Raw genomic sequence first — 12,276 nt, 5'->3', positions numbered from 1 at the left:
ATTTGTTTATTAATTCAACAGTGTCAGGTTAACTCATTTTTAAAAGCATTTCTGACAAGATATTGATTTTTAACCATTGTTCTAAAAAAATGCCCGTAAGCTATAACGGGCTAATCGTTGATTTGTACCGTGGTGAGACGATACCACTCTTTGATAATCTTTTTTCTGCATTAAATCTACAAAAATCTCATAACAGCAGCGAGTTATAATGCAAAATTGAGTTAAGGGAGAAAAGGTACTCTAAAGTGGTAATGCGAGGTCTGACCCAATCGCCCAGCGTGATGTATTTATTGCGCGCTGCTCTTCCCTTCGGCTGCGTCTCATGAAGGTAAGATCTGATGACACCTTTACCCGGGCCCTTAACGCCATGCTTCTGAAAAAACTCCGCCTCCGCACGCTTCTGATGTCACTTTCCATCGGGGGCGTCGTCCTTACCTCAGGCCTGCTTCTGGGTACGCTGCTATTTTTTCAGAAGGCTAACATTGAGGACAGCCTGCTGGAAGGCAATATTGCCTATGCGCGCAAGCTCGCGGACACTACCGACCGTTACCTCGCTACGGCGCAGCGTGAGCTGGCCTGGAGCGCCACGCAGATAAAGGGGCTGACCGACCCGGCACTGCTGCGGGATGAGACAGAGCGTCTGCGGCTGCAGTCCGGTTTTTTTAATACGGTCGTGGTGGTGAACCGGGATGCGGTTATTGCTGCCACCTCGCCGGAAAGCCTGAGTCTGGTCGGCCTGAAACTGCACTCCGACGCGAGTCAGCAGGCTATTGCCACGCAGAAACCTTTCATTTCTTCACCGTTTACTTCGGCGTCGGGCAACTACGTGGTGTTTTTGTCACAGCCTCTTTTTGCGGCGGACGGCAGTTATCTTGGATACATAGGTGGCACCATTTACCTTAAAAAGCAGAGCATGCTGAGCGACATACTCAGCCAGCACTTTTATGCCAGAGGGGCGGCGGTGAGCATTGTCAGCAATGACGGCCTGATTGTCTTCAGCCATGATGCTTCCCGCGTAGGTGAGCAAATGGTGCTAAGCCCGGCGCTTCTTAAGCGGCTTGCCGCTACCGACAGTGGGCGATTCAGCACCGAAAGCGGCGGCCAGCAGTTCCTCACTGGCTACGCGAGCTTGCACCGCACCGACTGGAACATCTTTATCACCGGTACATCGGAAACGGTCCGGCACATCCTGCTGCACACGGTAGAAAATGCACTGTGGTTTTTGCTGGGAATCATTACCATTACGGCCGCCGCAATGGCCCTCCTGGCAGGACGCATCGCTTCTCCGCTGGAGAGGCTCGCCGACATGGTACGTAATGGAGGCAGCGACGTAGAGCCCGTACCGCTTACCTTGGTGCAGGCCTGGTATTATGAAGCAGACCGACTGAAAGAAGCCGTTCAGGAATACCGGCAGGGTGTAGCAGGGCGCATGGCCGCGCTCAGCGATGAGGCCATGACCGATCCGTTGACAGGGCTTTGTAACCGCCGCGGTTTTAATGTGCTGGCCGACCAGATAAATGACGTTCAGGATCAGTGCATGATTGCCATTGATATCGATTACTTCAAGAAAATCAATGACTGGTACGGGCATGACGCCGGAGACGCGGTGCTGGTAAGCCTCGCTGCCTTGCTGCGTCAGGCATGCCGTGCAGGGGACGTGGTCAGCCGGTTTGGCGGCGAGGAATTCATCCTGCTTTTACCGGCGACGGAACTGAACGATGCGGCGCGGACGGCGGAGCGGATCCGCGAGACCGTAAGCACCACTGTATTTCCGTTCGTGGGCACCATGACGGTGTCCACGGGCGTGGCGGCACTGAGGGACTGTGAGGGTAGCCGGGATGAGCTGCTGCGCCGCGCGGATGAGGCGCTTTACGAGGCTAAAGGAGCAGGACGCAACGTTGTCATTATCGCTGGCCCGGACGGTTTCAGCCGGTACGCCAGCCCTGAATTATCATAATGTGTCCTGAGCCACTTCGGATTGCCCCGCGTGAGGCCGGTCCTCTGCTGTCGCACGTACGTTGCGCCCGGTGCCATCCGGCTTCCGTTCGCGTCTTTTTACCCATCCGGAAGAGCATTATGCAGCAAAATACCGAAGAAGAAATCCCTCATATCCTCCGAGAGAGAAGTGAGCTGTTTGCACCTGAGGCCGAAATTATCAGCGCAGTGTTCGCGTGTCTCTGGTCAGACCTGGATCGCGTACTGCGTAAAGACATTATCCTCAGCCTGATAGCTGAGCTGGAAAGCACTTCAGACGTGGTGCGATAGGATGTGCCTCGCGGGGCTGGGAGATACTCCGGAGCTGAAAGATAATCGGACACCCGGATTGACTCTCCCCTGCAGGCATTACCGCACGGGGCGACCTGACGTCTCCTGACTGGAAAATATTAAGCAAAATGGTACTCTCAGAAGGCCGCTGGGTTCTCCTCCTTTGCGGCTCTTACCTCATGATGTCAATTAAGGCCTTTCTTGCGGTTGCCTGCGCCTGGCACTCCCCGTGCCAGGTTTTTTTACGGTAAGGCAGAGCCGGACCTGACAATGGGGCTGCTCTGACCTGAGCAGGCCGTGCGTTTTCAGCACTGCCCCCGCAGCTTCCATTCGAGCCATTCGTCGAGTTCTGTTTCCGGTAACGCCTTAGAATAGAAAAAGCCCTGAGCCTGGTCGCAGCCGTACTCGGTCAGCGCCGTAACGGTCCGTTCATCCTCTACACCTTCAGCAAGTACCGTGTAGTCGAGGTCTTTGAGCATAGCAATAATGCTGCGCGCAATTATGCGTGAGGCGGTATCAGACGATAATTCACTGATAAGCGAGCGGTCAAGCTTGATTACATCAAGCGGCATACGGCGAAGATAGCTGATGTTGCTGTAGCCGGTGCCGAAATCATCCAGCGAAATGCCAAAGCCCCTGAGCTTGAGCATCTCCAGTCCCCGCATTGCTGCAGGGCTTTCAAGAATGCGTTCCGTCTCAAGACACTCGATGCCCAGTAGCGAAGTTGGAAGCCTGGCCCTGATCATTTTCGTCTCAAGCGCATCGGCAAACCCCTCACGGGCAAAGTCGTGGCTGCTGACGTTGATGGTCACCGGGAGCTGGACGCAGTTGTTACGCAGCCGGGCAAGCCGTTTAATAACGCGATCTGTCACCCAGGTCGTCAGCTCGCTGAGCAGTTCGGTCTGTTCAGCCAGAGGCACAAAGTGTGCCGGGGAGAGTTCACCACGTTGCGGGTGCCGCCAGCGGATTAACGCTTCCAGTCCCACGGGACGGCCGCTTTGCAGACAGATTTTGGGCTGGTAAGCAAGCCAGAGCCCGTGATCCCCCCTCATAGCGGAGGCCAGCTCGTGCACCAAGGTAAAATCCTGCGTATGACGCGCGTCGGTGCCCTGACTGAAGCGCATTGAGGGAAGCCCGCGTCCGATGGCCTCATGCAGCGCGCTCACCGCGCGGCGTAGCGCCTCCTGAGCGGGAATTTCTCCAAGGGTGAAGGTGACTTCGCCGGTGTGCGTTGTGAGTGCAACGGCGATGCCTTCGCCAAGATCCGCGCTGATGCCCTCCAGCCTCCCCGCCACCCAGTCCGCGGTAAGGTGGCTATCATCCCGCGTCAGAAGCGCAAAGCGACCGGTGGCGACAGTGTAAAGCATTTCGCCCGAAGCCGGGCGCAGGCGCAGCGGCAGCAGCGTGGCAACGTCGTTAAGCAGACTCTCCACCGGACCCATGCCCATAGAGCGGGCAAGTTCGTAAGCACGCGGCATATCGATGCAGTCTATCAGTACCAGTCGTCGGGGGGTACTATCCCCCGACGCCGCCAGGAACTGCAGGTCACGGATAAGGCGCTGGCGGTTGGGCAGGCCAGTGACCGGGTCAGCAAAGCCGGCCGAGTGCCAGGCCTCCAGAAACGCCATCACCAGCGCAGCCAGTAGCTTAAGCGTGGTGACCTGTTCGGCACTGAACGAATGAGGTTCGGTATCGGTGACGCACAGCGTACCCAGCACGATACCCTCCCGGTTTTTCAGCGGGGCGCCGGCGTAAAAGCGAATGTAGGGCGCACCCGTGATGAGGGGGTGCGTAACGAACCGGGCGTCCAGCCACGTATCAGGGACTACCACCGCGCAGTCGCTGTCCACCGCGTGCCTGCAGAGCGACTCTTCCCGTGAAGACTGGCGGAGCGCAAAGTTATGCGCGGCCTGCACGTGCTGTTGCTCATCGTCGATCACGGAGATGAAGCTTCCCGGTATGCCCAGCGCCTGGCTGGCCAGCCGGACAAATTTTCGCAGCACGTCGTCGCGGCTTTCGTCGGTACTGCGCAGCGCTTTCAGCGCCTGCGCGCGGCGATCATGGTCGCCGGATAGGTTCATCAGCATGGGTTCCTCCGCCCCGGCCTGGTTCCGGAACGAAATTAAAAAGAGAAAATGTACAGTAGCGGACCGTAAAATGCGCGATTTCTGCGAAAGGATAAAACAATTGAAGCTTTATTATGTGGCTTATAATAGGCGTATAGTGGTCTGATGTCATTTTTATTTTCTTTAACGAAATCCTTACGCGACGACGATTCTTTAATTTAATCGAGCGAAAGTTTTATCTTTTTAATTAACATGTCAGACTATTTAGTCACAAAGCATCGCACGCAGATTAATTACGCGCGAATTCGAAAGAAGAAAATAATAATTATTATTAACTAATAACCGCCCCGGGGAAAACCTTATGCAGTTACTCAGACACTTTACCATCCGCCGCGTCGTACTATGGATGATGATCTTTTCACTGGCGATAGTGGCGCTCGCCGGCGGATACGGGACGGTGACCCTGCGGGATATGAACCGGCACGCGGACCGCGCTGACGCAGCAGCTGACTTTTCTGACGCGCAGCGGCATCGTGATGCAGAGCGGCACGGCGGCTGAAAAAAATGCGCTGATGGCCGCCGTACCCGACGGTGCCGACTGGGGTCGCTTTCGCTTTGCGCTGACGGCCGGGCCGGCTGAGTATGGACCCGCCGCGGGTGAACGCCTTGCCGCGCTGACGCAGCAACTGGCGGCCGATGACGCGCCCGTCATGGCAGACCGCCACCGCCTCGAAATTATCCTCATCGCGGCGTTGCTGGCCGCCGGCGGCCTGCTGGTTTTCTGCGACCGCTACCTGGTAGCCCATCTCGTGCGTCCGGTGGCTACGATCCGCGCGCACCTTAAGACCATCGCGGACGGCGACCTCACGCGAGAGCCTGAAGACCTGGGCCGTAACTGCGTGGGTCAGCTGGTGCCGCTGGTAAAGGAGATGCAGCACAGCCTGCTCGATGCGGTGCAGGCCATCCGCGATAACGCAAGCGTTCTTCACCGTGAGGCAGGCGACATTGGGGCCGGTAATGCGGATTTGGCGGACCGCACCTCTACGCAGGCCGCGGCGCTCGAGCAGACTGCGGCCAGCATGGAAGAAATTACCGCCACCGTCAGCCATAACGCTGAAAACGCACGTGAAGCACGGGAGCTGGCCGTCAGGACAGCGGTTACTACTCAGGAAGGGGCGGAGCTGGTGCGCTCGGTTATGACGGCCATGGGCAGTATTGCCGAAGGCTCCGAAAAAATCCGTCAGTTCACGGCCACCATTAACGGTATTGCTTTCCAGACTAACATTCTGGCGCTGAACGCCGCCGTTGAGGCCGCCCGCGCCGGCGAGCAGGGGCGCGGTTTTGCGGTGGTGGCCGCAGAGGTGCGCTCGCTGGCGCAGCGCAGCGCAGCCGCCTCGAAGGAGATTGAGGCGCTGATTGCGGATACCGTGGCCCGTGTCAGCGACGGTCGCAGAGCCGCGAACAGTGCTGGCACCACCATGGATGAGGTGCTACACGGTGTCGGCGGGGTGAACGAGCTGATTGGGCAGATTGCGATGGCCTCTGAAGAGCAGAGTAAAGGCATCGCGCAGGTCACGCTGGCCGTAGCAGAGCTTGACCGCGTGACGCAGCAGAATGCAGCGCTGGTTCAGCAGGTTTCTGCGACGACTAATAGCCTCAGTGGGCAGACTGCGGCCCTCGGCGATGTAATTACCCGCTTCACGCTGCCGCAGGCTGCACAGGCCGAGGGAGTGGCGGCTGTAAACCCGGCGGCGCAGCCTCCCCGTAATATGCGTGCCGCACCCGCGAAACAGGGCGGCTGGGTTGCCTTCGGCCGTCATTAGCGGGATGCACGCGGAGGAGGGTTTTTCTCCAGCCATTCGCGAACGCGGTCAGCTTCCGGGCCAGCCTCCCGCACGGCACGGACAAGACGCTCCTGCGTGGTGCATAGCTCCTGCGTCCAGAATGTTATCTGCCACTGCTCGCGAATGTCCACGCGGCTGAGATCGCCAGGCACGCGACGCTGAATATAATCGCGGTGTTTCATCAGGTTATCCTTTATATTTTTCAGGGTAGGGCGATGATTAAATGTCGCCCCATAATCCCCACCATTCCCCCATAAATGAGCGGCCGGTATATACCGGAATAATCTTTGTGTTGCGGAATCACTTAAAAAGGAGATAAATCCTGGATGCGGTATTGCCCCCCTGTTTGCCTATTCCAAACATGATTTAGAAAGAGGGAGCCAGATTAATTTCGTTTAATTCTCTCACACTGCCATTTTCTGAACACCGTCGTCTTGACTGGGCAGGTTTACAGTTAAGATAATGTAATGATTAAAGGCGATACAAAGGCCACTTCGGCATTGGCCCTCACTGAGGGGGGCAACAGGAGGTTATTTCTGGGAAATCAGCGATTACAGCAGTCCGTCAGCGTACAGTCCAACGTCCGTGAACTCCGGCTCGCCGCCGGCCTGTCCCAGGAACGCGCCGCTGAACGATTTGGCCTCAGCCTGCGCGTCTGGCAGACGAAGGAGGCGGCAAAGAATCCGGCCCCTCTCAGCCAGGCCGAATATGAGCTGCTGTTGCTGCTCGCCGGTCAGCATCCGTACTTTGCACTTATCCCGCAGAAAAAAAAATAAGAAGCGCCGTTTACGCCGGAGCTGAAGTTCAGGTGAGATATGCCGATACAGGGATTTAATGCCATGAGAGGAAGTGTTGTTTCACCGATCGGTCGGCCCGGGGCGCGCAATATTTCGGTTGCGTCCCTAACGCGGGGTGTAACATCTCTGCAGCAATGAATGCCGGCCAGGAATGCTCCGGAAAATCCACTTCATGGTCACTTCAATGGTCATGAGCTTATGTTTTTCAGACCGGCCTTTTCCAACGGGCAGATGCCGGGCTTCAGGGCTCTGAGCGTGCGGGCCCACGGATGGGCCTTTCTTCCGGCTGCGGGGCGGCAGCAAAGTTTGTGCGGCTCCGTCTGATTGAACGTGTCCCCTTTATGCTGTGTCATGCCGGCCACAGTAAACCAAACATGAGGGGACAGCCCCTGAAACGCCTGACTGATATCCGCGAGGCGGCCCGCCTCGACGCGCTGGCACAGTACCAGCATACAGGCGCCCTGCCAGCAGATGCGCTTGACCGACTTACCACGCTCGCCGCCCGCCTTTTTCGCGTGCCGGTAGCCTTTGTCTCGCTGATTGACGATCAGCGCCAGTTCTTCACGTCACGGTACGGGTTAAACATTTCCGGCACGGCCAGAGAGGTCGCTTTCTGCGATCATACGCTGGCGCAGGGTGATATTCTCTGCGTGCCCGATACCCTTATCGACCCGCGCTTTCGCGATAATCCTCTGGTGCTGGGCTATCCGCACATCCGCTTTTATGCGGGCGTCCCGCTCTCCACCCCGGACGGGCACCACATCGGCACTGTCTGCCTGACCGACACACAGCCACGCCCTCCGCTGACGGATGCAGACAGGCAACACCTGGCCGATATCGCCGCGCTGGTAATGGACCGTATGGAGGTGCACCGGCTTGAGCTGCTGCGACATGCCAGCCAGCAGCGACTGCAGGCAATATCGGCCACTTCACCGGACGCCATCATCTGTACCGACCTGCGCCGCGGCATCACCTTCTGGAACCCGGCCGCCAGCGCCCTCTTTGGATATGACGCGAATGAGATGTCAGGGCAGTACGTGGCCGGACTCATTCCTGAAAGATGTCAGACTGATTACCGTAATGAGCTTGAGCGGTTGAGCGCGGACGAGGCCGCCATTTCCCGTCCGCGCACGCTGCAGATTTGGGGGCTCAGGCGTGATGGACGTGAATTTCCCGCCGAAGTGTCATTTTCGGGCTGGCGGGAAAACGATGAGCGACTGGTCGGCATGATTATCCGCGACGTCACCGCCCGTCACGAAAGCGAGGCCCGGCTCTGCGAGCTTGCCTCTCTTGATATGCTGACCCGTCTTGCCAGTCGGAGTGCGTTTATGCAGCAGCTCGGCCAGCTGACTGAGGCTGGCGTACCATATACGCTGTTAATGACCGATCTCGACGGATTTAAGGAGGTGAACGATACACTCGGTCACGCCGCCGGCGATGCGTTACTGTGTCACGTCGCCGATCAGATACGCGCGGTGTGCGCCAGCGCGGTCACCGCTGCACGGCTAGGTGGGGATGAGTTTATTATTCTGCTGCCAGGTGGCAGTACCGAGGCATCCCTCACCGCTGAGCGCCTGATTGCTGCTGTACAAACGCCGTTCCGTTACCATGACTCCCCGGTTATTATCGGTGCCAGTACGGGCATCGCTTCCTATCCCGATCACGGGGAAGATCCGTCGGCAATGATGTCCGCCGCCGACCTTGCCCTCTACCGTGCCAAGGCATCAGGGAAAGGCTGCAGTGTGCTTTTCCTGCCGGCGTTTCGCGAAGCGGAGCAGCAGCGCCGGCGCTTTGAGCGAGAGCTGGAGGCCGCAGTCCGCCAGCAGCAGTTTGTTCTGCACTATCAGCCACGCTACGACGTGCAGAATGCACGCCTGATTGGCTGTGAAGCCTTTATACGCTGGCAGCACCCTGCACGCGGGCTGTTGCTGCCGGCCGAATTTATCAGCATGCTGGTGAAAAATCCCTTGTCCCTGACGCTCGGTGAGTGGATTATTCGCAGCGCACTGGCTCAGGTCAGGCAGTGGCACGTGCGCTGCCCCGGGCTCCGGGTCAGCATCAATCTCTTCCCCCGCCAGCTGGCAGGGCCAGGGCTTGAAAGCGTGCTCCGGGAATGTGCTGGTTGCGAAGCGGGTTTTGTAGATCTGGAGGTTGATGAACCTCTGCTGACTGTTCTGATCCAGGACGCGCCGGCGCGGTTTGAAGCCGTTAGAAAAACGGGTGCGTCATTCGTCATTGACCATTACGGAAAAACGCTTGGCGCGATCAACCTTCTTCGGCACGGCTTTGTAAGCGGTTTTAAAATCGATAAGTCGCTGACACACGAAATCGAAACGAGTATAAATGTGCGCATGATGTTCAGGGCAATTGCAGCGCTGGGTAAAAGCCTGGGTATTAGCGTGGCGGCGGAAGGCGTGGAGGATATGAAGCAGCAAGCGTTTATTACTGCGGCCCAGTGCGACATCATGCAGGGAAATGGATTATGCCCGCCGTTAAGCGCGGCCGAATTTGAATCACTGCTAGCGGCGGATGCTAACAGCCTGCCCCAATTGATCCCTTAAGTCACCTGGCAGCGAACACTATCAGGATAAAAATGCAGGGGCTGAGGATGTGACCCTTCCCCTGTCTGTATCACTCATGAACTATTGTCTGGCGGTTGCTGGACTTATTCTTAAGTAAAACAACCGATAAATGCTGGAGCGTTAATCGACTCTTTAGGGTTGATTCTGACTGTTATTCTTTCTTTAAAAAGTGACTGATTAATAACTGTCAGAATAAGAGGAACGAAAGTTTCCGCAAGCAATAATTACGATAGATAAACAACGGGATATCTTCTGTATTCATATATCCACGCTATTTTTAGCGTAAAATAAAAGATAAAAACCGCTTAAGAATATTTTCCAATATGGAATTAAAAAAAGTATCGGTGGCAGGAAGCGCCTTAATGAATTACTGACACAGCTTCCCAGGTTACCCGATGAACTACCGACCTTTTTAAAGATTCTTTTTCATTATGCACAAAATCATGAGATAAGTCGCTCTGGTGACGCTTTTGCATATCGCAATCCCCATGCATGGCCAGTAACACTGCTGTATCGAACTAAACTTTTAGCGCGTGACCCATTGGTGGTTTTGCACATATGTGTTCCGTCATTAGACAGACTGGAAAACGCGGAAGTCCAGATAGGTCGTGTGCTGGAGAGCACTGGCGTCAGCGAATGGCTGCCCATGAATGGTTCGCTCTGCGCTTGTTGGGTTATGCGGTCTTAACCTTCGCCTGCTTCAGGCTCACGCGTCACTGATCTCGCACAAGCCGATATGGATGCTGATTACCGGCTTGAGTAAGCGCATCAGAAAAAAACCACGCTATTGCGAAAGTATACATTACAAAATAACAGGGTAACGATTGGCATTCCGCGTCTCACACACATGGGCGGGATGCGCACGGGGGCGGAATTAAGCCATCAGAAAATATGGCCCCTATTTTGCTACGGTAATGCCGGGGTAATAATCCTCAATGCAGTTCCCGCGGATTATATGTGTCCGAGAGTGCAAAGCATATCCTGTGAGTACTGCGTGAGGTGCTTAAAGTGGATATTCTGGCAAACGAGCTCAGAACCGGGTTTGCGAGTTCGATCTCGAATGTGAGTTCATCTGGAAGCATTCGTCTTTTGCGGCGGTCCGTTCGGCGGTACTCTGGCGCAGAGTAAGGGGGGCGGAGCCTGCCCGTGCGGTGCAGAAGATATAACTTAGCCCTTCACGAACCGCGACTTATGGGCGTGACGAGCGAGGTAAAGGAGAACGCTGTGCAGAACTTAGTGGCTCGGTCAGCGTCGCAGTCAGACTAGCTGAAGGAGATAAGATGATGAGAAAAGGCGCCACGCCTTATCGTGAATCCTTAATTCGCCTGGTGGCGCTGCGGCTGCGCTACCGGCGCGCATGCCGTAATCCATCGGCTGGCGTAACAGATCTTGCCGCGCTATTGTCGGAGGTGGAGGATGCGGAACGCGATGTTGAACGCTATGAACAGAAATACGCGCCCGGATGAATCCGCCGCCGCCGATGTGCGGGTAAGGTTTTGCCTATTGCTTAGAATAACTTAAGGCGCCGGGCTGTAAGCATCTGAGCGCCAAATGAACGCGATCCTGCGGGGCCTGAACGGGCTATTGCTTGACAGTTAAGCGCGGATCGGTCGCCATAAATAGTGCACCTGTATACATAGGCAATTTATTGCTTAAGTGAGCAGCATTTGGGCCTGTACAGGCCCTTTTTTTGGAGCCCTTTAAAGTGCACAAGTCAGGATGCTTGCAAAAGGCTGTCACGCATTCTGCCGGAGGTGGGACATACGTGTGAAGCAGGGAATGAGCACAACAGTGTTGAAGTGTGGCTTATATAACAAAATTACAGACGGGAGCAGGATTTTTCAGGGTTGTAGATCAAATTGAGCGTGAAGATGATGGGTGCAACATTGTAGTTGACAATAGTCACTTTTGTGGCGGTAACGGTCCCTGATATTTGCCCCTGTAAGGCTTCATAAAGCAATTGCTTCTTCGCCTGCCGTGTATCTTAACGAGAGCAATCGTCCGATGGGCTATAGCTTCACCTTGCCCTGAGGCGATAGATTGCCGGTACCCCGAAAGCCACTCGGCTTGGCGTCGTTTTTTTTCTAAGAATGCCCTTAATGTTTTCATCACCGCGCGCGCCGTGATGATGATCGTGAGCCATGTCGTAATTCTATTCGGCGGTATTACCCTGCGGTTACGCTCACGGCATAGTCCGCATCCACGCATCATTATGTGAAGAACCACGCATTTTTCCATTTTGCGCGGCGGTGTTCAGGGGACCTTGGTTCATATTAAGAATGGACCGAAATTGAATACTTTGCCCTTAGTCTGATTGAAGTCGTTGTGCGCTCGCTCGACTATGAAGTAAATGTGAGCAGGGAGGAAGTGATGAAACTGGCCCCGAAACATTTTCGGCTGCTGTCTATTTTAAAGGAAAGAGGCTCCGTCCCGGCATGGGTCAAGCCCATCGTACGCGAGGAACTTGTATCATCTGGGCTCGCTGAATACTTTCACTCTGAAGACTGGCTCAGGGAGAAAAATCGTTACCGCCTGACTGAGCAGGGCCATTCTTTAATTGAGGGGTATGATGAAAATGTGCGACAGGATAAATTGAGAGCGTCCTGTCAGGCCACGTTACGTAGGCCTCGGAAGAAGAAACTCAATGGGACTTGACCATGACCGATAGCATACTAAAATGTGCAGAATTCTAATGATTATAATCTTAAAAAACTCCTCATTG

General features: G+C 55.5%; 7 protein-coding genes and 1 pseudogene. 6 read left to right on the top strand and 2 right to left on the bottom strand.

Annotation, left to right across the window (positions count from 1 at the left end; translation table 11 throughout):
* Positions 1 to 367 precede the first annotated feature (367 nt).
* Both AC790_RS18620 and AC790_RS18615 read left to right on the top strand, forming a co-directional pair.
* Positions 368 to 1,957 carry a diguanylate cyclase gene (locus tag AC790_RS18620; protein ID WP_049852729.1) on the top strand — a complete coding sequence of 530 codons (1,590 nt, stop codon included), beginning with the start codon at positions 368 to 370 and terminating at the stop codon, positions 1,955 to 1,957.
* Positions 1,958 to 2,076: 119 nt separating this feature from the next.
* Positions 2,077 to 2,265 (top strand): biofilm development regulator YmgB/AriR family protein, encoded by a 189-nt coding sequence (locus AC790_RS18615; protein WP_072093451.1) that lies wholly within the window; start codon positions 2,077 to 2,079, stop codon positions 2,263 to 2,265.
* Positions 2,266 to 2,570: 305 nt separating this feature from the next.
* Here AC790_RS18615 and AC790_RS18610 read toward each other — a convergent pair whose 3' ends face one another.
* Entirely contained in the window at positions 2,571 to 4,352 is a 1,782-nt protein-coding gene (locus AC790_RS18610; RefSeq protein WP_049852728.1) for a sensor domain-containing phosphodiesterase, read from the bottom strand.
* A gap of 340 nt (positions 4,353 to 4,692) precedes the next feature.
* On the opposite strand from AC790_RS18610, the pseudogene AC790_RS18605 reads away from it, so the two are divergent.
* A pseudogene (locus AC790_RS18605) lies at positions 4,693 to 6,154 on the top strand (methyl-accepting chemotaxis protein).
* On the opposite strand, the gene AC790_RS18600 reads toward AC790_RS18605, so the two are convergent.
* A complete protein-coding gene (locus tag AC790_RS18600) occupies positions 6,151 to 6,357 on the bottom strand; it encodes a DUF3606 domain-containing protein (protein ID WP_049852727.1) in 207 nt (68 codons plus the stop codon). The pseudogene AC790_RS18605 and the gene AC790_RS18600 overlap by 4 nt on opposite strands.
* A gap of 354 nt (positions 6,358 to 6,711) precedes the next feature.
* Between AC790_RS18600 and AC790_RS18595 the strand changes: the two genes are divergently transcribed.
* From AC790_RS18595 to AC790_RS18585, 3 genes are all read left to right on the top strand, one after another.
* The gene (locus AC790_RS18595) at positions 6,712 to 6,951 is read left to right on the top strand and encodes an antitoxin Xre-like helix-turn-helix domain-containing protein (protein ID WP_049852809.1); all 240 of its coding nucleotides are present in this window, start codon (positions 6,712 to 6,714) and stop codon (positions 6,949 to 6,951) included.
* 395 nt (positions 6,952 to 7,346) lie between these two features.
* Positions 7,347 to 9,533, top strand: a complete 2,187-nt coding sequence (locus AC790_RS18590; protein WP_082204296.1) for a bifunctional diguanylate cyclase/phosphodiesterase — start codon at positions 7,347 to 7,349, stop codon at positions 9,531 to 9,533.
* A 1,301-nt stretch (positions 9,534 to 10,834) separates the two neighbouring features.
* The gene (locus AC790_RS18585; protein WP_049852726.1) at positions 10,835 to 11,020 is read left to right on the top strand and encodes a hypothetical protein; all 186 of its coding nucleotides are present in this window, start codon (positions 10,835 to 10,837) and stop codon (positions 11,018 to 11,020) included.
* The last annotated feature ends 1,256 nt before the right edge of the window (positions 11,021 to 12,276 follow it).

The organism is Pantoea sp. RIT-PI-b, from assembly GCF_001187905.1.
GTDB lineage: Bacteria > Pseudomonadota > Gammaproteobacteria > Enterobacterales > Enterobacteriaceae > Pantoea > Pantoea nemavictus.
This window is presented reverse-complemented; position numbering and strand designations above follow the sequence as displayed.

Excerpts from the sequence above, each read along its gene's own strand:
- AC790_RS18590 (WP_082204296.1), top strand. The coding sequence starts at position 7,347 with ATGAGGGGACAGCCCCTGAAACGCCTGACTGATATCCGCGAGGCGGCC.
- AC790_RS18610 (WP_049852728.1), bottom strand. The coding sequence starts at position 4,352 with ATGCTGATGAACCTATCCGGCGACCATGATCGCCGCGCGCAGGCGCTG.
- AC790_RS18585 (WP_049852726.1), top strand. The coding sequence starts at position 10,835 with ATGATGAGAAAAGGCGCCACGCCTTATCGTGAATCCTTAATTCGCCTG.
- AC790_RS18600 (WP_049852727.1), bottom strand. The coding sequence starts at position 6,357 with ATGAAACACCGCGATTATATTCAGCGTCGCGTGCCTGGCGATCTCAGC.
- AC790_RS18620 (WP_049852729.1), top strand. The coding sequence starts at position 368 with ATGCTTCTGAAAAAACTCCGCCTCCGCACGCTTCTGATGTCACTTTCC.
- AC790_RS18615 (WP_072093451.1), top strand. The coding sequence starts at position 2,077 with ATGCAGCAAAATACCGAAGAAGAAATCCCTCATATCCTCCGAGAGAGA.